Annotated in this window: 17 protein-coding genes; 2 read left to right on the top strand and 15 right to left on the bottom strand. The window is 70.0% G+C overall.

Annotation, left to right across the window (positions count from 1 at the left end):
* The first annotated feature begins 85 nt into the window (after positions 1–85).
* Positions 86–1,315 (top strand): fumarylacetoacetase, encoded by a 1,230-nt coding sequence (fahA, locus tag SACTE_RS19355; RefSeq protein ID WP_014047710.1) that lies wholly within the window; start codon positions 86–88, stop codon positions 1,313–1,315.
* A gap of 143 nt (positions 1,316–1,458) precedes the next feature.
* Here fahA and recQ read toward each other — a convergent pair whose 3' ends face one another.
* The 15 genes from recQ to SACTE_RS19280 form a co-directional block, all read right to left on the bottom strand.
* Positions 1,459–3,468 (bottom strand): DNA helicase RecQ, encoded by a 2,010-nt coding sequence (gene recQ / locus SACTE_RS19350; protein ID WP_014047709.1) that lies wholly within the window; start codon positions 3,466–3,468, stop codon positions 1,459–1,461.
* A 119-nt stretch (positions 3,469–3,587) separates the two neighbouring features.
* Positions 3,588–5,291: an NADH-quinone oxidoreductase subunit NuoN gene (gene nuoN, locus SACTE_RS19345; RefSeq protein ID WP_014047708.1), complete on the bottom strand. Its 1,704-nt coding sequence runs from the start codon at positions 5,289–5,291 to the stop codon at positions 3,588–3,590.
* On the bottom strand, positions 5,288–6,859 hold the full coding sequence (locus SACTE_RS19340; protein ID WP_014047707.1) for an NADH-quinone oxidoreductase subunit M: 1,572 nt from the start codon (positions 6,857–6,859) through the stop codon (positions 5,288–5,290). The genes nuoN and SACTE_RS19340 overlap by 4 nt, the downstream gene beginning before the upstream one ends.
* 4 nt (positions 6,860–6,863) lie before the next feature.
* The gene (nuoL, locus tag SACTE_RS19335; protein ID WP_014047706.1) at positions 6,864–8,798 is read right to left on the bottom strand and encodes an NADH-quinone oxidoreductase subunit L; all 1,935 of its coding nucleotides are present in this window, start codon (positions 8,796–8,798) and stop codon (positions 6,864–6,866) included.
* Positions 8,799–8,810: 12 nt separating this feature from the next.
* Entirely contained in the window at positions 8,811–9,110 is a 300-nt protein-coding gene (nuoK, locus tag SACTE_RS19330) for an NADH-quinone oxidoreductase subunit NuoK (protein WP_014047705.1), read from the bottom strand.
* Positions 9,107–9,973: an NADH-quinone oxidoreductase subunit J gene (locus SACTE_RS19325; protein ID WP_014047704.1), complete on the bottom strand. Its 867-nt coding sequence runs from the start codon at positions 9,971–9,973 to the stop codon at positions 9,107–9,109. Before SACTE_RS19325 ends, nuoK begins: the two co-directional genes overlap by 4 nt.
* Positions 9,970–10,530 carry an NADH-quinone oxidoreductase subunit NuoI gene (nuoI, locus tag SACTE_RS19320; protein ID WP_019993352.1) on the bottom strand — a complete coding sequence of 187 codons (561 nt, stop codon included), beginning with the start codon at positions 10,528–10,530 and terminating at the stop codon, positions 9,970–9,972. The genes SACTE_RS19325 and nuoI overlap by 4 nt, the downstream gene beginning before the upstream one ends.
* Before the next feature lie 28 nt (positions 10,531–10,558).
* Positions 10,559–11,962: an NADH-quinone oxidoreductase subunit NuoH gene (nuoH, locus tag SACTE_RS19315; protein WP_014047702.1), complete on the bottom strand. Its 1,404-nt coding sequence runs from the start codon at positions 11,960–11,962 to the stop codon at positions 10,559–10,561.
* Positions 11,959–14,484 carry an NADH-quinone oxidoreductase subunit G gene (locus SACTE_RS19310; RefSeq protein ID WP_014047701.1) on the bottom strand — a complete coding sequence of 842 codons (2,526 nt, stop codon included), beginning with the start codon at positions 14,482–14,484 and terminating at the stop codon, positions 11,959–11,961. The genes nuoH and SACTE_RS19310 overlap by 4 nt, the downstream gene beginning before the upstream one ends.
* Positions 14,481–15,857: an NADH-quinone oxidoreductase subunit NuoF gene (gene nuoF, locus SACTE_RS19305; protein WP_176724360.1), complete on the bottom strand. Its 1,377-nt coding sequence runs from the start codon at positions 15,855–15,857 to the stop codon at positions 14,481–14,483. The genes SACTE_RS19310 and nuoF overlap by 4 nt, the downstream gene beginning before the upstream one ends.
* A complete protein-coding gene (gene nuoE / locus SACTE_RS19300) occupies positions 15,854–16,678 on the bottom strand; it encodes an NADH-quinone oxidoreductase subunit NuoE (RefSeq protein WP_019993353.1) in 825 nt (274 codons plus the stop codon). Before nuoE ends, nuoF begins: the two co-directional genes overlap by 4 nt.
* 29 nt (positions 16,679–16,707) lie before the next feature.
* Positions 16,708–18,030 (bottom strand): NADH-quinone oxidoreductase subunit D, encoded by a 1,323-nt coding sequence (locus SACTE_RS19295; RefSeq protein ID WP_014047698.1) that lies wholly within the window; start codon positions 18,028–18,030, stop codon positions 16,708–16,710.
* Positions 18,030–18,746 (bottom strand): NADH-quinone oxidoreductase subunit C, encoded by a 717-nt coding sequence (locus SACTE_RS19290; protein ID WP_014047697.1) that lies wholly within the window; start codon positions 18,744–18,746, stop codon positions 18,030–18,032. Before SACTE_RS19290 ends, SACTE_RS19295 begins: the two co-directional genes overlap by 1 nt.
* Entirely contained in the window at positions 18,743–19,297 is a 555-nt protein-coding gene (locus SACTE_RS19285) for an NADH-quinone oxidoreductase subunit B (protein ID WP_014047696.1), read from the bottom strand. Before SACTE_RS19285 ends, SACTE_RS19290 begins: the two co-directional genes overlap by 4 nt.
* 18 nt (positions 19,298–19,315) lie before the next feature.
* On the bottom strand, positions 19,316–19,675 hold the full coding sequence (locus tag SACTE_RS19280; protein WP_003992243.1) for an NADH-quinone oxidoreductase subunit A: 360 nt from the start codon (positions 19,673–19,675) through the stop codon (positions 19,316–19,318).
* An 826-nt stretch (positions 19,676–20,501) separates the two neighbouring features.
* Between SACTE_RS19280 and SACTE_RS19275 the strand changes: the two genes are divergently transcribed.
* Positions 20,502–21,356 (top strand): C40 family peptidase, encoded by an 855-nt coding sequence (locus SACTE_RS19275; RefSeq protein ID WP_014047694.1) that lies wholly within the window; start codon positions 20,502–20,504, stop codon positions 21,354–21,356.
* Positions 21,357–21,398: the final 42 nt, after the last annotated feature.

Genomic DNA, 21,398 nt, shown 5'->3' with positions numbered 1-21,398 from the left:
TACGCGTCGTTGAGGCATGCCGCCGGGTGGTGGCGCCGACGTAACGTGTGACCCTCAAGCGACCTGGAAAGCGAGGCAGCAACAGATGCCCGAGCAGAGCAGCCCGCTCGATCTGGCCGAGGGCGACCCCTTCGGTCCGCACAACCTTCCGTACGGCGTGTTCTCCACCCCCGAACACCCGGCGGACCGCAGGGTCGGTGTCCGTATCGGCGGCCATGTGCTGGACGCGGGGGCGGCCGCGCACGCGCTCGGTTCGCCCTACGCCCAGCTGCTGGCACAGCCGAGCCTGACGCCGCTGCTGGCGGCCGGGCGCACCGCCTGGCGTGACGTCCGGCGCGCGCTGACCGCCTGGGTGTCCGTGCCCGCGCACCGCCCGGACATCGAGCCGCTGCTCTATCCGATCGAGTCGGTGACGCTGCACCTGCCGTACGAGGTCGCCGACTACGTCGACTTCTACGCCAGCGAGCACCACGCCACCAACGTCGGGAAGATCTTCCGTCCCGACGGCGACGCGCTCACCCCCAACTGGAAGCACCTGCCGATCGGTTACCACGGGAGGGCCGGCACCGTCGTGGTCTCCGGCACGGACGTGGTGCGGCCCTCGGGGCAGCGCAAGGCGCCCGCGGACCCGGCGCCCGTCTTCGGACCGTCGGTGAAGCTGGACATCGAGGCGGAGGTCGGCTTCGTCGTCGGCGTCCCGTCCGAGCAGGGCGCCCCCGTCGCGCTCGGCGACTTCCGGGAGCACGTCTTCGGGCTCTGCCTGCTCAACGACTGGTCGGCCCGGGACATCCAGGCGTGGGAGTACGTTCCGCTGGGCCCCTTCCTCGGCAAGTCCTTCGCCACCTCCGTGTCGGCGTGGGTGACCCCGCTGGAGGCGCTGGACGCCGCCCGTACCGCGCCGCCGGCCCGGGACTTCCCGCTGCTGCCCTATCTGGAGGACGCGGACGACGAGGAGCCGGGCGGCTTCGACATCCGGATCCAGGTCGCGGTCAACGGGCGGACCGTCGCCGAGCCGCCCTTCGCCTCCATGTACTGGACGGCGGCCCAGCAACTGGCGCAGATGACGGTGAACGGCGCCTCGCTGCGCACCGGTGACCTCTACGGTTCCGGCACGGTCAGCGGCGCGGAGCCGGGCGAGCGCGGGTCCCTGCTCGAACTCACCTGGAACGGCCGCGACCCGCTGGACCTGCCCGACGGCGAGCGGACGTTCCTGGAGGACGGGGACACGGTCACGCTGACCGCCTGGGCGCCGGGACCGCACGGGACGCGGGTGGGGCTGGGCGAGGTGACCGGGCGGATCGTGCCGGCCGGGTGACTCCTCGGGGTGCCCCGGCGGTACGCGGCCCCTCTCGTCGTGTACCGCCGGGCGCCCGGCCCGGAGCACCCGGCGTAAGGGCCCTCCGTCAGGACCTTCCGTCACGACCTTCCGTCAGGTCCTTCCGTCAGGTCCTTCGCGGGTCAGTCGAACTCAGGCGGCTCCTCGTCCCAGCCGAGGTGCCGGTCCTCCTCGGCCGCCGCCCGTGCGGGGGCGGCCGGCTCCGCCGGTGCACGCGGTGCCGGTGCCTGCTGCGGGACCGCGGCCGGGACGGCCGTGGGGGCCGGCTCCGGGGCGTCCAGCCCCTCGGGGGCGTCCAGCCCGGACAGCACCTCCAGGACCCCCTCGCCGTACGTCGCGAGCTTCTTCTCGCCCAGGCCGCTGACCCCGCCCAGCTCCGCCAGGGAACCGGGTCGCAGGGCCGCGATCTCGCGCAGCGTCGCGTCGTGGAAGATCACGTAGGCCGGGAGGCCCAGCTCCTTCGCCTGGGCCCCGCGCCAGGCGCGCAGCGCCTCGAAGACCGGGACCGCCTCGGCCGGGAGGTCCACGGGGGCCTGCTTGCCCTTGCGCTCGCCCCGGGCGGACGTCTTGGCCGTCGGCCTCTTCGGCTCCTTGCGGAGCAGCACCTCGCGCTCCCGGCCGAGCACCGAACCGCTCGCTTCGGTCAGCACCAGCGTGCCGTACTCGCCCTCGACCGCGAGCAGCCCCTGGGCCAGCAGCTGGCGCACCACGCCCCGCCACTCCGCCTCGGCCAGCTCCTCGCCGATGCCGAACACGGAGAGCTGGTCGTGGTCGAACTGGATGACCTTCGCCGTCTTGCGTCCCAGCAGGATGTCGATGATCTGCCCGGCCCCGAACTTCTGGTTCCGCTCGCGCTTCAGCCGGACGACGGTGGACAGCAGCTTCTGCGCGACCACCGTGCCGTCCCAGGTCTCCGGCGGGCTGAGGCAGGTGTCGCAGTTGCCGCAGGCCTCCTCGGAGGGCGCCTGGCCGAAGTACGTCAGGAGCTGGGCCCGGCGGCACCGCACGGTCTCGCAGAGCGCCAGCATCGAGTCGAGGTGCGCGGACGCCCGGCGCCGGAACGCCTCGTCGCCCTCCCCGCCCTGGATCAGCTTGCGCTGCTGGACGACGTCCTGGAGGCCGTACGCCATCCAGGCGGTGGACGGCGCCCCGTCACGGCCCGCCCGGCCGGTCTCCTGGTAATAGCCCTCGACGGACTTGGGCAGGTCGAGGTGGGCGACGAAGCGGACGTCCGGCTTGTCGATGCCCATGCCGAAGGCGATCGTCGCGACGACGACCAGGCCCTCCTCGCGCAGGAAGCGCGACTGGTGGGCGGCGCGCGTCCCGGCGTCCAGGCCCGCGTGGTACGGCACGGCCTCGATGCCGTTGCGGCAGAGGTACTCGGCGGTCTTCTCCGTCGCGTTGCGCGAGAGGCAGTAGACGATGCCCGCGTCCCCCGCGTGCTCCTCCTTGAGGAAGGTGAGCAGCTGCTTCTTCGGGTCGGACTTCCCCACGACCCGGTACTGGATGTTGGGGCGGTCGAAACTGGCGACGAAGTGCTTCGCCTCGGGCATCCCGAGGCGCTGGGTGATCTCCTGGTGGGTGGCGTCGGTCGCCGTGGCCGTCAGCGCGATACGCGGCACATCGGGCCAGCGCTCCCCCAGCACCGACAGGGCCAGGTAGTCGGGGCGGAAGTCGTGGCCCCACTGGGCGACGCAGTGCGCCTCGTCGATGGCGAACACGGAGATCTCGCCGCGGGCGAGCAGCCCGAGGGTGGAGTCCAGACGCAGCCGCTCGGGGGCCAGGTACAGCAGGTCCAGCTCGCCCGCCAGGAACTGGGCCTCCATCGAGCGGCGCTCGTCGAAGTCCTGGGTGGAGTTCATGAAGCCGGCGCGGACACCGAGGGCCCGCAGGGCGTCCACCTGGTCCTGCATGAGGGCGATCAGCGGGGAGATCACGATGCCGGTGCCGGGCCTGACCAGGGCGGGGATCTGGTAGCAGAGGGACTTGCCACCGCCGGTGGGCATCAGGACGACCGCGTCGCCACCCGCGACCACATGGTCGATCACGGCACCCTGCTCGCCGCGGAACGCCTCGTACCCGAATACCCGGTGCAGCGTCTGCTGCGCAGCGCTCTCGGTCGTCACACTCATGGTCGCGCCCGTCCGTCCGTCTTCACCCGTCACCGGCAACCATAGGCGCCGCCTACGACAACGCCGGACGGGCTTGACTTTCGTCCCTGCCCGTCCGGCGTCGCGGTGTGTTCGTCCCGTTACCGCACGAACCCTCCGGCCTGGCTCGCCAGGTCCAGGAAGTACTGCGGGGCCAGACCGAGCACCAGGGTCACGGCGACCCCGACGGCGATCGTGGTCATCGTCAGCGGGGACGGGACGGCGACCGTGGGGCCGTCCGCCTTCGGCTCGCTGAAGAACATCAGGACGATGACCCGGATGTAGAAGAACGCGGCGATGGCCGAGGAGATCACACCGACCACGACCAGCGGAGCCGCACCGCCGTCCGCCGCCGCCTTGAAGACGGCGAACTTGCCGGAGAAGCCCGAGGTGAGCGGGATGCCGGCGAAGGACAGCAGGAAGACCGCGAAGACCGCGGCGGTCAGCGGCGAGCGGCGGCCGAGCCCGGCCCACTTCGACAGGTGCGTCGCCTCGCCGCCCGCGTCGCGCACCAGGGTGACGACGGCGAAGGCGCCGACCGTCACGAAGGAGTACACGCCCAGGTAGAAGAGGACCGACGAGATGCCGTCCGGGCTGGCCGCGATGACACCGGCCAGGATGAAGCCGGCGTGCGCGATCGAGGAGTAGGCCAGCAGCCGCTTGATGTCGGTCTGGGTGATCGCGACGACCGCGCCGCCCACCATCGTGACGATGGCCACGCCCCACATGACGGGGCGCAGGTCCCAGGTGAGGCCCGGCAGCACCACGTACAGCAGGCGCAGCAGGGCGCCGAACGCGGCGACCTTGGTGGCCGCGGCCATGAAGCCGGTGACCGGCGTGGGGGCGCCCTGGTAGACGTCCGGGGTCCACATGTGGAACGGCACGGCGCCGACCTTGAAGAAGAGGCCCATCAGGATCATCGCGCCGCCGATGAGCAGCAGCGCGTCGTTGCCCATGGTGTCGGCGAGTGCCGGGTCGATGTCCTGGATGTCGCCGTCGACCACGCCCGCGATGCCCGCGTACGAGACGGTGCCCGCGTAGCCGTAGAGCAGGGCGATCCCGAAGAGCAGGAACGCCGAGGAGAAGGAGCCGAGCAGGAAGTACTTCACCGCGGCCTCCTGCGACATCAGCCGCTTGCGGCGGGCGACGGCGCACAGGAGGTAGAGCGGGAGGGAGAAGACCTCCAGCGCGATGAAGAGCGTCAGCAGGTCGTTGGCGGCGGGGAAGACCAGCATGCCCGCCACCGAGAACAGGAGCAGCGGGAAGACCTCGGTGGTGGTGAACCCGGCCTTGACCGCGGCCTTCTCGCTGTCGCTGCCGGGAACCGAACCGGCCTGGGCGGCGAAGGAGTCGACCCTTCCCCAGGCTCTCGACTTCGTCCCGGCAGGGGATACCCCGTCGCCGTGTGGAGCCGGTTCCAGGCGCCGCTCGGCGAAAGTGAAGACGGACACCATCGAGACGAGAAGGATCGTGCCCTGGAGGAAGAGGGCCGGGCCGTCGACGGCGATGGCCCCCATGGCGGCGATGTGCGCGCTCTTGGTGGCGTATCCGTCGGCCGCGAGGCCGATGACCGCGGCGAACGACGCCGCGAGGGCGACGACCGTCAGGAACACCTGGGTGGTGTACCGGGCGCGCCGCGGGACGAAGGCCTCGACCAGGACGCCCAGGACGGCGACGCCGACCACGATCAGGACGGGCGCCAGTTGGGCGTACTCGATGGTCGGCGCGGTGAAGCGGTCACCCGGCGCCGCAGATGTCACCTCGCCCGCCGTCGTCCACAGGCTGTGGACAGCTGTTGCGCTCACTTGGCGGCCTCCACCTCGGGCTGGGGGTCCTTCTTCTGTACGTCCTGCATGGTGTGCTGCACCGCCGGGTTGACGACGTCGGTGACCGGCTTCGGGAAGACGCCCAGGAAGATCAGCAGGGCGATCAGCGGAAGGGCCACGGCCAGCTCACGGACCCTGAGGTCGGGCATGGCCCGCACGCTCTCCCGGACCGGCCCCGTCATCGTCCGCTGGTAGAGGACGAGGACGTAGAGCGCGGCGAGCACGATGCCCACCGTGGCCACGATGCCGACCACCGGATACGCGCTGAACGCGCCGACCAGGACCAGGAACTCACTGACGAAGGGGGCGAGTCCGGGCAGCGAGAGGGTGGCGAGACCGCCGATCAGGAAGGTGCCGGCCAGCACCGGCGCCACCTTCTGCACCCCGCCGTAGTCGGCGATCAGGCGCGAGCCCCGACGGGTGATCAGGAATCCGGCGACGAGCATCAGCGCGGCGGTCGAGATCCCGTGGTTGACCATGTAGAGCGTGGCGCCCGACTGTCCCTGGCTGGTCATCGCGAAGATGCCCAGCACGATGAAGCCGAAGTGCGAGATCGACGCGTAGGCGATGAGCCGCTTGATGTCGCGCTGGCCGACGGCGAGCAGCGCCCCGTAGATGATGGAGACCAGGGCCAGCACCAGGATCACCGGCGTCGCCCACTTGCTGGCCTCCGGGAAGAGCTGGAGGCAGTAGCGGAGCATCGCGAAGGTGCCGACCTTGTCGACGACCGCGGTGATCAGGACGGCGACCGGGGTGGTCGCCTCGCCCATGGCGTTGGGCAGCCAGGTGTGCAGCGGCCAGAGCGGGGCCTTGACCGCGAAGGCGAAGAAGAAGCCGAGGAAGAGCCACTTCTCGGTGCTGCCGGCCATCTCCAGCGAGCCGTTGGCCCGTGCCTCGGCGATCTCCGAGAGCGAGAAGCTTCCGGCGACGACGTAGAGGCCGATGACGGCGGCCAGCATGATGAGCCCGCCGGCCAGGTTGTAGAGGAGGAACTTGACGGCCGCGTAGCTGCGCTGGGCCGCCGCGTTCTCCTCGCTGCCCGCGTGCGCCCGGTCCCCGAAGCCGCCGATGAGGAAGTACATCGGGATGAGCATGGCCTCGAAGAGGATGTAGAAGAGGAAGACGTCGGTGGCCTCGAAGGAGAGGATCACCATCGCCTCCACCATCAGGATCAGGGCGAAGAAGCCCTGGGTGGGGCGCCAGCGGCTGGAGTGCGTCTCCAGGGGGTCGGCGTCGTGCCAGCCGGCCAGCAGGACGAAGGGGATCAGCAGCGCGGTGAGTCCGAGGAGCGCCACCCCGATGCCGTCGACCCCGAGGTCGTACCGGACGCCGAAGTCCGCGATCCAGGGGTGCGACTCGGTGAGCTGGTAGCGGTCGCCGCCGGGTTCGAAGCGGGCGAAGACCAGGCCCGCGAGGACGAGGGTACCCAGGGAGAAGAGCAGCGCCGTCCATTTGGCGGCGGTGCGGCGCCCGGCCGGGACGGCGGCGGTGACGATCGCGCCGACCGCCGGCAGGGCCGCCGTCGCTGTCAGGAGGGGAAAGGACATGGGATCAGACCGCCCTCATCAGCAGGGTCGCGGCGATGAGTACCGCCGTACCGCCGAACATCGAGACCGCGTAGGAGCGGGCGTAGCCGTTCTGCAGCTTGCGCAGCCGGCCGGAGAGCCCGCCCATCGAGGCGGCCGTGCCGTTGACGACGCCGTCGACCAGGGTGTGGTCGACGTAGACCAGGGACCGGGTGAGGTGCTCGCCGCCGCGGACCAGGACGACGTGGTTGAAGTCGTCCTGGAGCAGGTCGCGGCGGGCCGCCCGGGTGAGCAGCGAGCCGCGCGGGGCGACGGCCGGGACCGGCTTGCGCCCGTACATCGCCCAGGCGACGGCGACACCGATGACGAGGACCACCATGGTGGCCGCCGTGACGGTGGTCGCGCTGACCGGGGCGTGGCCGTGGTCGTGTCCGGTGACGGGCTCCAGCCAGTGCAGGAACCGGTCGCCGACCGAGAAGAGCCCGCCGGCGAAGACCGATCCGAAGGCCAGCACGATCATCGGGATCGTCATGGACTTCGGCGACTCGTGCGGGTGCGGCTCGCCCGTCGCGGCAGCGGGCTCCACGTCGGGCTCGTCCGGTGACGGGGTGGCCGCGTGGCGCCAGCGCTCCTCGCCGAAGAAGGTCATCAGCATCACCCGCGTCATGTAGAACGCGGTGATCGCGGCGCCCAGCAGGGCCACGGAACCGAGGATCCAGCCCTCGGTGCCGCCCTTCGCGAACGCGGCCTCGATGATCTTGTCCTTGGAGAAGAAGCCCGACAGGCCGGGGAAGCCGATGATCGCGAGGTAGCCGAGGCCGAAGGTGACGAAGGTGACCGGCATGTACTTCCGCAGGCCGCCGTACCTCCGCATGTCCACCTCGTCGTTCATGCCGTGCATGACCGAACCGGCGCCGAGGAAGAGGCCCGCCTTGAAGAAGCCGTGCGTCACCAGGTGCATGATCGCGAAGACGTAGCCGATGGGGCCGAGGCCCGCGGCGAGGATCATGTAGCCGATCTGCGACATCGTCGACCCGGCGAGGGCCTTCTTGATGTCGTCCTTCGCGCAACCGACGATCGCACCGAAGAGCAGTGTGACCGCACCGACGATCGTGACGACCAGTTGGGCGTCGGGGGCGGCGTTGAAGATCGCGCCGGAGCGGACGATCAGGTAGACGCCCGCGGTCACCATGGTGGCGGCGTGGATGAGGGCCGAGACCGGGGTCGGGCCCTCCATCGCGTCACCCAGCCAGGACTGCAGCGGTACCTGGGCGGACTTGCCGCAGGCCGCGAGGAGCAGCATCAGGCCGATCGCGGTGAGCTTGCCCTCGCTCGTGTCCCCGGTGGCCTCCAGCACCGGCCCGAAGGCGAAGGTGCCGAAGGTGGTGAACATCAGCATGATCGCGATGGACAGCCCGATGTCGCCGACCCGGTTGACCAGGAAGGCCTTCTTCGCCGCGGTCGCCGCGCTGGGCTTGTGCTGCCAGAAGCCGATGAGCAGGTACGACGCCAGGCCGACGCCCTCCCACCCGACGTACAGCAGCAGGTAGTTGTCGGCGATGACGAGGATGAGCATCGCCGCGAGGAACAGGTTCAGATAGCCGAAGAAGCGGCGGCGGCGCTCGTCGTGCTCCATGTAGCCGATGGAGTAGATGTGGATCAGCGTGCCCACACCCGTGATCAGCAGGACGAACGTCATCGACAGTTGGTCGAGCTGGAAGGCCACGTCGGCCTGGAAGCCCTCGACGGGGATCCAGCTGAAGAGTTTCTGGTGCAGGGCGCGGTCCTCGGCGCCCTTGCCCAGCATGTCGGTGAAGAGCACCGCACCGACGACGAAGGACGCGGCGGCGAGCACCGTACCGATCCAGTGTCCGGACCGGTCGAGCCGGCGGCCGCCGCAGAGCAGGACCGCCGCTCCGAGCAAGGGCGCCGCGACCAGCAGCGCGATCAGGTTTTCCACGACTGCGACCCCTTACAGCTTCATCAGGCTGGCGTCGTCGACCGAGGCCGAGTGGCGGGAGCGGAACAGCGACACGATGATCGCGAGCCCGACCACGACCTCCGCGGCGGCGACGACCATCGTGAAGAAGGCGAGGATCTGGCCGTCGAGGTTGCCGTGCATCCGGGAGAACGAGACGAGCGCGAGATTGCAGGCGTTGAGCATCAGCTCGATGCACATGAACACCACGATCGCGTTCCGCCTGATCAGCACCCCGGAGGCGCCGATCGTGAACAAAAGGGCCGCGAGGTAGAGGTAGTTGACCGGATTCACTTGGCGACCTCCTCCCCTTCTTCTGCGTGTTCCTCGGACGCTTCGGCACGGTCCGCGAGGCCGCGGCCCAGCCGCTCGCCGGAGCGCTGTTCCAGCGCCTTGAGGTCGGCGAGCGCCTCGCCGGACACGTCACGGATCTGGCCGCGGCGGCGCAGTGTCTGCATGACCGTCAGCTCGGACGGGGTGCCGTCCGGGAGCAGACCGGCGATGTCCACGGCGTTGTGCCGGGCGTAGACACCGGGGGCCGGCAGCGGCGGCAGGTGGCTGCTGCGCACCCGCTCCTGGGACAGCTCCCGCTGGGTCTTGGCACGTTCGGTGCGCTCGCGGTGGGTGAGCAGCATCGCGCCGACGGTCGCCGTGATCAGCAGGGCGCCGGTGATCTCGAACGCGAAGACGTACTTGGTGAAGATGAGGTTGGCCAGCCCCTCGACGTTGCCGCCGTGCAGGGCGTTGGCGGCACCGAGGCCGTTGTAGCTGCGCAGCGAGGCCTGGCCGATCCCGGCGATCAGCAGGACGCCGAAGCCGAGCCCGCAGCCGGCGGCCAGCCAGCGCTGGCCCTTGATGGTCTCCTTCAGGGAGTCCGCGGCCGTGACGCCGACGAGCATGACGACGAAGAGGAACAGCATCATGATCGCGCCGGTGTAGACGACGATCTGCACGATGCCCAGGAAGTAGGCGCCGTTGGCGAGGTAGAAGACCGCCAGCACGATCATGGTGCCGGCGAGCGACAGCGCGCTGTGCACCGCCTTCTTCATCAGGACCGTGGAGAGCGCCCCGATGACGGCGACGGTGCCGAGCAGCCAGAACTGGACGGCCTCACCGGTGGAGGTGGCGGAGGCCGCTGCGGCCAGGGAGGCGTTCACGCGTCCACCTCCTTCTCGGTCTCGCCCTTGGAGACGGCGCTCTGGCGCTCGGTGCCCGGGGCCGCCTCGGTCACCAGGCCCCGGTAGTAGTCCTGTTCGTCCATGCCGGGGAAGATCGCGTGCGGACTGTCGACCATGCCCTCCTCCAGCCCGGCGAGGAGCTCGTCCTTGGTGTAGATGAGGCTCGCGCGGGTGGTGTTGGCCAGCTCGAAGTCGTTGGTCATGGTCAGCGCCCGGGTGGGGCACGCCTCGATGCACAGCCCGCACAGGATGCAGCGCGCGTAGTTGATCTGGTAGACGCGGCCGTAGCGCTCGCCCGGGGAGTAGCGCTCCTCGTCGGTGTTGTCCGCGCCCTCCACGTAGATCGCGTCGGCGGGACAGGCCCAGGCGCACAGCTCGCAGCCGACGCACTTCTCCAGGCCGTCCGGGTGCCGGTTGAGCTGGTGTCGGCCGTGGAAGCGCGGCGCCGTCACCTTCGGCGTCTCCGGGTACTGCTCGGTCAGCCGCTTCCTGAACATGGCCTTGAAGGTCACGCCGAAGCCGGCGACCGGATTCATGAACGTGTCCCCTGAGGGCTCCGATGGCTCAGACACCGTCGGCCTCCTTTCCGTTACCCGCGCGATCGTCACTCTGAGTATCCGGTCCACCACTGACAACGAGCTCGCGCTCACGGCGTGGCGTGCGGCGCGGCACCGGCGGCAGGGTCTGGCCGGGCAGCGGCGGCACCGGGAATCCGCCCGCCATCGGGTCGAACGCCGGCTCGGGACCGGCCGCCTCCTCGGCGGCCTTGGCCTTGCGGTCGCGGAAGACGTCGGCGACGAAGGAGATCAGCAGGATCGCGATCACGGCCGCGGCGACGTACAGCACGATCCGGGAGAAGTCGTATCCCTCGTTGCGCAGCGCCCGGACCGTGGCGACCAGCATCAGCCAGACCACGGAGACCGGGATCAGGACCTTCCAGCCGAGCTTCATCAGCTGGTCGTAACGGACGCGGGGCAGGGTGCCGCGCAGCCAGATGAAGAAGAAGAGGAGCAGCTGGACCTTGAGGACGAACCAGAGCATCGGCCACCAGCCGTGGTTCGCGCCCTCCCAGAAGGTGCTGACCGGGTACGGGGCCCGCCAGCCGCCCAGGAACAGGGTCACGGAGACGGCCGAGACGGTGACCATGTTGACGTACTCGGCGAGCATGAACATCGCGAACTTGATCGACGAGTACTCGGTGTTGAAGCCGCCGACCAGGTCGCCCTCGGACTCGGGCATGTCGAACGGGGCGCGGTTGGTCTCCCCGACCATCGTGACGACGTAGATGATGAAGGAGACCGGCAGCAGGATGATGTACCAGCGGTCCGCCTGCGCCTCGACGATCTGCGAGGTCGACATCGACCCGGAGTAGAGGAACACCGAGGCGAACGCGGCGCCCATCGCGATCTCGTAGCTGATCATCTGGGCGCACGAGCGCAGACCGCCGAGCAGCGGGTAGGTCGATCCGGAGGACCAGCCGGCCAGCACGATGCCGTAGATGCCGACGGAGGCGACCGCGAGGATGTACAGCATCGCGATCGGCAGGTCCGTGAGCTGCATCGTCGTACGGTGGCCGAAGATCGACACCTCGTTGCCGGACGGCCCGAACGGGATCACCGCGATCGCCATGAACGCCGGTGCGGCGGCGATGATCGGGGCGAGCACGTAGACGACCTTGTCGGCGCGCTTGACGACGACGTCTTCCTTCAGCATCAGCTTCACGCCGTCGGCGAGCGACTGGAGCATGCCCCAGGGGCCGTGCCGGTTGGGGCCGATGCGCAGCTGCATCCAGGCGACGACCTTGCGCTCCCACACGATGGAGAAGAGCACCGTCACCATCAGGAACGCGAAGCAGAAGACCGCCTTGACGACGACGAGCCACCACGGGTCCGTGCCGAACATCGAGAGATCCTCGGCGGCCAGGACGGCACCCTGGGGCGCCGCGGCGAGTTGGGCGAGGCCGGTCACTCTCCTACCTCCGATGTCACGACTGCGTCCGCCGGCGCGGTGCGGGAGCCCGGGGTGGCCGGATGGATCCGGACCGGGCCGCCCGGCTGCGCGCCGGTGTCGGCGGGGACTCCCCGGCCGACGGAGTTGAGCGGCACCCAGACCACCCGGTCCGGCATCGCGGTGACGGCCAGCGGGAGTTCGGTGGTGCCGGCCGGGCCGGTGACGGCGAGCAGGTCGCCGTCCTTCACCCCGGCCTCGGCGGCGGTGGCGGCGGAGAGCCGGGCGACGGCGGCGTGCCGGGTACCGGCCAGCGCCTCGTCGCCCTCCTGGAGCCGGCCCCGGTCGAGCAGCAACCGGTGTCCGGCCAGCACCGCTTCGCCGTCGCCGGGCCGGGGCAGCGGCCGGGAGGACTCGCGGGGGTCTTCCGCGTGCGAGCCCTGCCATCCGCCGAGCCGGTCGAGCTCCCGGCGGGCCGCCCTCAGGTCGGGCAGCGCCAGGTGTACGTCGAGGGCGTCGGCCAGCATGTGCAGCACCCGGCCGTCGGTCGGGCAGAGCGTCCGCGGCAGCTGCTCGGGCTTGAGCGCCGCCTCGAACATCCGCGCCCGGCCTTCCCAGTTGAGGAAGGTGCCGGGCTTCTCCGCCACGGCGGCCACCGGCAGCACCACGTCGGCGCGCTCGGTGACGGCGCTCGGCCGCAGCTCCAGGGAGACCAGGAAACCGACCTCGTCCAGGGCCTCGACGGCCCGCGCCGGATCGGGCAGGTCCTCCGGGTCGACGCCCGCGACCAGCAGCGCGGCCAGCTCGCCGGTGGCGGCGGCCTCCACGATCTGCCCGGTGTCGCGGCCGTGTCGGGCGGGGAGTCCGGCGACGCCCCAGAGCGACGCCACCTCCTCACGGGCCCGCGGGTCGGTCGCCGGGCGGCCGCCGGGCAGCAGCGAGGCGATCGCGCCCGCCTCCAGCGCCCCGCGTTCACCGGCCCGGCGCGGGATCCACACCGGTGTGGCGCCGGTGGCCGCGGCGGTGCGCAGTACGGCCGTCAACGCGCCGGGGACGGCGGCGAGCCGCTCGCCGACGACGATGACGGCGCCCTCACCGCGCAGCGCCTCGGCCGCGGCGGCGCCTTCGGCGTCCAGCCCGACCCCGCCCGCGAGCGCGTCCAGCCACTCGGTCTCGGTGCCCGGCGCGGCGGGGAGCAGGGTGCCGCCCGCCTTCACGAGGCCCCGGCTGGCGTACGGGGCGAGCGCGAACGTCCGCTGTCCGCCCTTGCGGTGGGCCTTGCGCAGCCGCAGGAAGACCCCGGGGGCCTCCTCCTCGGCCTCGAAGCCCACCAGCAGGACCGCCGGCGCCTTCTCCAGCGAGGTGTAGGTGACCCCGGTGCCGTCCAGGTCCCGTCCGCGTCCGGCCACCCGGGCGGCGAGGAAGTCGGCCTCCTCGGCACTGTGCCGCCGGGCCCGGAAGTCGATGTCGTTGGTACCGAGGGCGACCCGGGCGAACTTGCTGTACGCGTAGGCGTCCTCGACGGTCAGCCGGCCACCGGTGAGGACACCGGCCCGGCCGCGCGCGCCCGCCAGGCCCGCCGCCGCCGCCCGGAGCGCCTCGGGCCAGCTCGCCGTCTCCAGCACGCCGTCCGCGTTACGGACCAGCGGGGTGGTGAGCCGGTCACGCTGCTGGGCGTAGCGGAAGCCGAAGCGGCCCTTGTCGCAGATCCACTCCTCGTTGACCTCGGGGTCGTTCGAGGCGAGCCGCCGCATGACCTTGCCGCGGCGGTGGTCGGTCCGGGTCGCGCAGCCGCCGGCGCAGTGCTCGCAGACCGACGGCGACGACACCAGGTCGAAGGGCCGGGAGCGGAACCGGTAGGCGGCCGAGGTGAGCGCCCCGACGGGGCAGATCTGGATGGTGTTGCCGGAGAAGTACGACTCGAACGGGTCGCCCTCGCCCGTACCGACCTGCTGGAGCGCCCCGCGCTCGATCAGCTCGATCATCGGGTCGCCCGCCACCTGGTTGGAGAACCGGGTGCAGCGTGCGCAGAGCACGCACCGCTCGCGGTCCAGCAGCACCTGGGGGGAGATGGGGACCGGCTTCTCGAAGGTGCGCTTCTTGCCGTCGAAGCGGGAGTCGGTGCCGCCGTGCGACATCGCCTGGTTCTGCAGGGGGCACTCGCCGCCCTTGTCGCAGACCGGGCAGTCCAGCGGGTGGTTGATGAGCAGGAGCTCCATCACCCCCTTCTGGGCCTTCTCCGCGACCGGCGAGGTGATCTGCGACTTGACGACCATGCCGTCGGTGCAGGTGATGGTGCAGGAGGCCATCGGCTTGCGCTGCCCCTCGACCTCGACGATGCACTGCCGGCAGGCGCCCGCCGGGTCGAGCAGCGGATGGTCGCAGAAGCGCGGGATCTCGATGCCGAGGAGTTCGGCGGCCCGGATGACCAGGGTCCCCTTGGGGACGCTGATCTCGATGCCGTCGATGGTCAGCGTGACGAGGTCCTCGGGCGGGACGGCCGCCTCGCCGCCCCCGGAGGGCGCACTCGTGGTGACTGTCATGCGTTCACCCCCCGGTGAGCGTTCGTGTCGTCTGTGTCGTCGGCCCAGAGGGTCGACCTGGCGGGATCGAAGGGGCAGCCCTTGCCGGTGACGTGCTGCTCGTACTCCTCGCGGAAGTACTTGAGCGAGGAGAAGATCGGCGAGGCGGCGCCGTCGCCGAGGGCGCAGAAGGACTTGCCGTTGATGTTGTCGGCGATGTCGTTGAGCTTGTCCAGGTCGGCCATCTCGCCCTTGCCGGCCTCGATGTCGCGGAGCAGCTGGACGAGCCAGTACGTGCCCTCGCGGCAGGGCGTGCACTTGCCGCAGGACTCGTGGGCGTAGAACTCGGTCCACCGGGTGACGGCCCGGACCACGCAGGTGGTCTCGTCGAAGCACTGGAGGGCCTTGGTGCCGAGCATGGAACCGGCGGCGCCGACGCCCTCGTAGTCCAGCGGGACGTCGAGGTGTTCGTCGGTGAACATCGGGGTGGAGGAGCCGCCCGGGGTCCAGAACTTGAGCCGGTGCCCGGCCCGCATCCCGCCGCTCATGTCGAGCAGTTGGCGCAGGGTGATGCCGAGCGGGGCCTCGTACTGCCCGGGGCCGGCGACGTGGCCGCTGAGCGAGTACAGCGTGAAGCCCGGGGACTTCTCGCTGCCCATCGACTTGAACCAGTCCTTGCCCCGGTTCAGGATCGCGGGAACCGAGGCGATGGACTCGACGTTGTTCACGACAGTGGGACAGGCGTACAGACCGGCGACCGCGGGGAAGGGGGGACGCAGCCGGGGCTGGCCACGCCGTCCTTCGAGCGAGTCGAGCAGCGCGGTTTCCTCTCCACAGATGTACGCACCGGCACCCGCGTGCACCGTGAGTTCCAGGTCGAGCCCCGAACCCAGGATGTTCGCCCCCAGATAACCCGCCTCGTAGGCCTCGCGCACGGCCTCGTGCAGCCGCCGCAGCACGGGGACGACCTCGCCGCGCAGATAGATGAAGGCGTGCGAGGAGCGGATCGCGTAACAGGCGATCACGATGCCCTCGATGAGGCTGTGCGGGTTGGCGAAGAGGAGCGGGATGTCCTTGCAGGTGCCCGGCTCCGACTCGTCGGCGTTGACCACCAGGTAGTGCGGCTTGCCGTCGCCCTGCGGGATGAACTGCCACTTCATGCCGGTGGGGAAGCCGGCACCGCCGCGTCCGCGCAGACCGGAGTCCTTGACGTACGCGATGAGGTCGTCCGGCGACATGGCCAGCGCCTTGCGCAGTCCCTCGTAGCCGTCGTGACGGCGGTAGGTCTCCAGGGTCCAGGGCTCCGGCTCGTCCCAGAACGCCGACAGGACGGGGGACAGGAGCTTCTCCGGACTGGTTCCGTCTCTGTCGATCTCGGCTGCCAACGTCATCACTCCCCCTCCTCGGCTGCGGGCCCGGCCGGGTTCGCCGGGTCGGAGGCCGATGTCTGCTGCGGTGCGTCGTGCGAGCTCAGGTGCTCGGTCGGTGACGGGTCGTGCGGCGGGGTGTCCCGGGGGGCCGCGCCCCGCGGGCCGACCACCCGGGCCTGCCCCACTGCTTCGCCCTTGGCGAGCTTCAGCCCGATCAGGGAGGCGGCGCCCGCTCCGCCGGTGGCCTCGACGGCACCGGGGCGGGGGTCGGGGAAGCCGGCCAGGATGCGGGCCGTCTCCTTGTAGGTGCACAGGGGGGCGCCGCGGGTGGGTTCGACGGTCCGGCCGGCGATCAGGTCGTCGACGAGCCGGGTGGCGCTCTCCGGCGTCTGGTTGTCGAAGAACTCCCAGTTGACCATCACGACGGGCGCGAAGTCGCAGGCCGCGTTGCACTCGATGTGCTCGAGGGTGACCTTGCCGTCCTCGGTGGTCTCGTCGTTGCCGACGCCCAGGTGGTCCTTGAGCCGGTCGAAGATGGCGTCGCCGCCCATCACCGCGCACAGGGTGTTGGTGCAGACCCCCACCTGGTAGTCGCCGCTCGGCCGGCGCCGGTACATCGTGTAGAAGGTGGCGACGGCGGTGACCTCGGCGGTGGTGAGGCCGAGGAGTTCGGCGCAGAAGGCCATGCCCGTACGGGAGACGTACCCCTCCTCGGACTGCACCAGGTGCAGCAGCGGCAGGAGGGCCGAACGGCTGCCGGGGTAGCGGGCGATCACCTCCTTCGCGTCCGCTTCGAGCCGGGCACGCACCTCGGCCGGGTAGGCGGGGGCGGGGAGCTGCGGCATCCCCAGGCTGACTTCTTGGTTGGGCGCGGTCACCGGTCGACGCCTCCCATCACGGGGTCGATGGACGCGACGGCGACGATGACGTCGGCGACCTGGCCGCCCTCGCACATCGCCGCCATGGCCTGCAGGTTGGTGAAGGACGGGTCGCGGAAGTGGACCCGGAAGGGGCGGGTGCCGCCGTCCGAGACGACGTGCACGCCGAGTTCGCCCTTGGGGGACTCCAGGGCGGTGTACGTCTGGCCGGGCGGGACCCGGAAACCCTCGGTCACCAGCTTGAAGTGGTGGATCAGGGCCTCCATGGAGGTGCCCATGATGTTCCTGATGTGGTCGAGCGAGTTGCCGAGGCCGTCGGGTCCGAGCGCGAGCTGCGCGGGCCAGGCGATCTTCTTGTCGGCGACCATGACCGGGCCCGGCTCCAGCCGGTCCAGGCACTGTTCGACAATCCTCAGCGACTGCCGCATCTCCTCCAGGCGGATGAGGAAGCGGCCGTAGGCGTCGCAGGTGTCGGCGGTCGGCACCTCGAAGTCGTAGGTCTCGTAGCCGCAGTACGGGTCGGTGCGGCGCAGGTCGTGCGGGAGTCCGGCGGACCTGAGGACCGGGCCGGTGGCGCCGAGGGCCATGCAGCCGGCCAGGTCGAGGTAGCCGACGTCCTGCATACGGGCCTTGAAGATGGGGTTGCCGGTGGCGAGCTTGTCGTACTCCGGCAGGTTCTTCCTCATGGTCGTGATGAACTCGCGGATCCGGTCGACCGCGCCGGGCGGCAGGTCCTGGGCCAGGCCGCCGGGCCGGATGAAGGCGTGGTTCATCCGCAGACCGGTGATCATCTCGAAGAGGTCGAGGACGAGTTCACGGTCCCGGAAGCCGTAGATCATGATCGTGGTGGCGCCGAGCTCCATGCCGCCGGTGGCGACGCAGACCAGGTGCGAGGAGATCCGGTTGAGCTCCATCAGCAGCACGCGCAGGACGGTGGCCCGGTCGGGGATCTGGTCCTCGATGCCGAGCAGCTTCTCGACCCCGAGGCAGTACGCCGCCTCGTTGAAGAACGGGGTCAGGTAGTCCATGCGCGTGACGAAGGTGGTGCCCTGGGTCCAGCTGCGGAACTCCAGGTTCTTCTCGATGCCGGTGTGCAGGTAGCCGATGCCGCAGCGGGCTTCCTGGACGGTCTCGCCGTCGATCTCCAGGATCAGCCGCAGCACGCCGTGCGTGGACGGGTGCTGGGGCCCCATGTTGACGATGATGCGTTCGTCGTCCGCCTTGGCGGCGGACTCGACGACCTCGTCCCAGTCGCCGCCGGTGACCGTGTACACGGTGCCTTCAGTGGTGGTGCGTGAGGATGCTTGGGAAGTGGTCATCAGCTGTACGACCTCCGCTGGTCCGGAGCCGGGATCTGGGCGCCCTTGTACTCGACGGCGATGCCGCCGAGCGGGTAGTCCTTGCGCTGCGGGAAGCCCTGCCAGTCGTCCGGCATCATGATCCGGGTGAGGGCGGGGTGCCCGTCGAAGACCAGCCCGAAGAAGTCGTACGTCTCGCGCTCGTGCCAGTCGTTGGTCGGGTAGACCTCGACGAGGGACGGGATGTGCGGGTCGCTGTCCGGGGTGGACACCTCCAGGCGGATCAGCCTCCCGTGGGTCAGCGACCGCAGGTGGTAGACCGCGTGCAGCTCGCGGCCCTTGTCCCCCAGGTAGTGGACGCCGCTCACCCCGGTACAGAGCTCGAAGCGCAGGGCGGGGTCGTCACGCAGGGTGCGGGCGACCCGGGGCAGGTGCTCGCGGGCGATGTGGAAGGTGAGTTCGCCCCGGTCGACGACCGTCTTCTCGATGGCCTCGGACGGGAGCAGGTCCTGTTCCTCCAGGGCCCCCTCCAGCTCGTCGGCCACCTCGTCGAACCAGCCGCCGTACGGCCGGGACGTGGCACCCGGCAGGGTCACGGTACGGACGAGTCCGCCGTAACCGGAGGTGTCGCCGCCGTTGTTCGCGCCGAACATGCCCTTGCGTACGCCGATGACCTCGCCGGAGCGGTCGACGGGTGCGGGGACCTGGCCGCTGTTGGTGTTCTGCTCGTCGCTCACCGCAGCAGCCCCTTCATCTCGATCAGGGGGAGCGCGTTGAGGGCCGCCTCCTCCGCCTCGCGGGCCGCCTCCTCGGCGTTGACCCCGAGCTTGGAGCCCTGGATCTTCTGGTGGAGCTTGAGGATGGCGTCCATCAGCATCTCGGGACGCGGCGGGCATCCCGGCAAATAGATATCGACCGGGACAATATGATCAACACCCTGAACAATGGCGTAATTGTTGAACATTCCACCCGATGATGCGCAAACGCCCATGGAGATGACCCACTTGGGGCTCGGCATCTGGTCGTAGACCTGCCTCAGGACGGGTGCCATCTTCTGGCTGACCCGGCCCGCGACGATCATCAGGTCCGCCTGGCGCGGTGAGCCGCGGAAGACCTCCATACCGAAGCGGGCCAGGTCGTAGCGCCCGGCCCCGGTGGTCATCATCTCGATGGCGCAGCAGGCGAGGCCGAAGGTGGCGGGGAAGACGGACGACTTCCGCACCCACCCGGCGGCCTGCTCGACAGTGGTCAGAACGAAGCCGCTCGGCAGCTTCTCTTCGAGTCCCATGGTGTGCCCCTCAGCCCCTCAGTCCCATTCCAGGCCGCCCCGGCGCCACACATACGCGTAGGCGACGAAGACGGTGAGCACGAAGAGCAGCATCTCCACGAGCCCGAAGATCCCCAGGGCGTCGAAGGTGACCGCCCAGGGATAGAGGAAGACGATCTCGATGTCGAAGACGATGAACAGCATCGCCGTCAGGTAGTACTTGATGGGGAAGCGGCCGCCTCCGGCCGGCGTGGGTGTGGGTTCGATACCGCACTCGTACGCTTCGAGCTTTGCCCGGTTGTACCGCTTGGGGCCGATAAGCGTGGCCATGACCACGGAGAAGATCGCAAACCCTGCCCCGAGGGCGCCGAGCACGAGGATGGGCGCGTAGGCATTCACGCTCCTCGCTCCTTCCAGTCGTCCTTGACCGTTGGACCGCATCGGGCGACCGGCTCGCCACCTCATCAAGATCGTGCACATGTGAGGCAGTTCACAAGCCCGACTGCCCCGCATCCTATGCCCGCCGTCCTGTGATCTGCGACACGGGGTACGCCAACGTCTTTGTGATCTCCACCACCTGACGAACGATCATGAAGTCGTATGAGCGGTGATCTTCACACGCGAAGCGGTCGAGTGATCACGAGACGTGACATCCGGGGGTGTCATGGCAGGTCAAAGGCGCCTCGCCCTATCAATCGACGGACCGTACAAGCAAATTGGCGCTGGACACGATCATGGTGATATAGGGGGCGGCCTCACTCACCCGCCACTCGGACGGGGGGCGGCGGGTACCGATGTGGACAATGCGCACGTATTCACGAGCTCCCGGACACGGCCGCCCGATGGCACCCGACAGGTGGCCCAGCGAACGGACATGACTCACCAACAGGACATGAGGGCACAAGCGGAACAGTCGACGGAAGGCCACGCGGGGCACGTGCACACGGTTGCCTCCCGACCGGGGCACCTGCTGTGACCTGCGTCACGAGCGCGCCGGGGCCAGAGGAAGCGGGCTTGGCCAACCGCGCGAACGGATGGTAAGCGGCGGGCAATTCGGGCGTATTACTGAAAACCCATGATCACCACCATGATCACCAACGTCCGTTTTGCCCGCTACGGCGTCAATAAGGGCCCCAAATAAGCGGATTCACAGGTTCCGAACGTAACTGTGTCGCAACACACGTTTCTTGATGGGACCCCTACAGCCCTGATAGCGCTAGTACCCATGTCCCACACCGCTCACATACCCAGCCACCGGAAGCCCCGCCAAAGCGCCTCGAAGACGGCGCTGCGGGCCGGAGTTGCCGGTGGCGTCCTCAGCACCATCGCGGTCGCGGGTGCCGCCGGACCGGCCCAGGCCGAGCCGGTGACCCAGACCATCGAGATGCCCACCATCACCGCCGGGCTCTCCACCACGGTCGCCGCGTCCGCCCAGGCGACGCAGCAGGTCGCGCTCGACCTCGAGACGCGCGCCAACGAGGAAGCCGCCGCGGCGAGCGCCGCCAAGACCGCCGAGAAGGCCAAGGCGGAGGCCGTCCGCAAGGCCGAGGCCAAGAAGAAGGCCGAGGCCGCCGCCAAGGCGAAGGCGGAGGCCGCCGAGCGCGCCTCCCGTACGGCCGCGCGCACCACGCTCAGCGCCTCCACCGGCTCGTCCTCGTCCTCCTCCTCGTCCTCCGGTTCGTCCTCGGCCGGTTCCTCGACGGCGTCGTACTCCTCCAGCGCCACCGGCTCCGCGGCCTCCGTCGTCGCGTTCGCCCAGGCCCAGATCGGCGACGCCTACGTCTCCGGCGGCACCGGCCCCAACTCGTGGGACTGCTCCGGTCTCGTCCAGGCCGCGTTCCGCACGGTGGGTGTCGACCTGCCGCGCGTCTCGCAGAGCCAGTCGACGGCCGGCACCCAGGTCTCGCTCGACAACCTGCAGCCCGGCGACATCCTGTACTGGGGTGGCGCGGGCAGCGCGTACCACGTGGGGATCTACGTGGGCGGCGGCCAGTTCGTCGGCGCGCAGAACTCCAGCACCGGTGTGGTGCAGAAGTCGCTGGACTACGACCCGCCGTCGGGCGCGGTCCGCGTTCTCTGATTCACAAGCGGATCCACAGCGGACCCACCGCGGGGTTCACGG

This window comes from Streptomyces sp. SirexAA-E (genome assembly GCF_000177195.2).
GTDB classification, from domain to species: domain Bacteria; phylum Actinomycetota; class Actinomycetes; order Streptomycetales; family Streptomycetaceae; genus Streptomyces; species Streptomyces flavovirens.
This window is presented reverse-complemented; position numbering and strand designations above follow the sequence as displayed.

What these genes read in the sequence shown, in the direction of transcription:
- fahA (WP_014047710.1), top strand. Translation starts at nt 86, where the DNA reads ATGCCCGAGCAGAGCAGCCCGCTCGATCTGGCCGAGGGCGACCCCTTC.
- recQ (WP_014047709.1), bottom strand. Translation starts at nt 3,468, where the DNA reads ATGAGTGTGACGACCGAGAGCGCTGCGCAGCAGACGCTGCACCGGGTA.
- SACTE_RS19340 (WP_014047707.1), bottom strand. Translation starts at nt 6,859, where the DNA reads ATGTCCTTTCCCCTCCTGACAGCGACGGCGGCCCTGCCGGCGGTCGGC.
- nuoI (WP_019993352.1), bottom strand. Translation starts at nt 10,530, where the DNA reads ATGAATCCGGTCGCCGGCTTCGGCGTGACCTTCAAGGCCATGTTCAGG.
- SACTE_RS19310 (WP_014047701.1), bottom strand. Translation starts at nt 14,484, where the DNA reads ATGACAGTCACCACGAGTGCGCCCTCCGGGGGCGGCGAGGCGGCCGTC.
- nuoE (WP_019993353.1), bottom strand. Translation starts at nt 16,678, where the DNA reads ATGCCGCAGCTCCCCGCCCCCGCCTACCCGGCCGAGGTGCGTGCCCGG.
- SACTE_RS19295 (WP_014047698.1), bottom strand. Translation starts at nt 18,030, where the DNA reads ATGACCACTTCCCAAGCATCCTCACGCACCACCACTGAAGGCACCGTG.
- SACTE_RS19285 (WP_014047696.1), bottom strand. Translation starts at nt 19,297, where the DNA reads ATGGGACTCGAAGAGAAGCTGCCGAGCGGCTTCGTTCTGACCACTGTC.
- SACTE_RS19275 (WP_014047694.1), top strand. Translation starts at nt 20,502, where the DNA reads ATGTCCCACACCGCTCACATACCCAGCCACCGGAAGCCCCGCCAAAGC.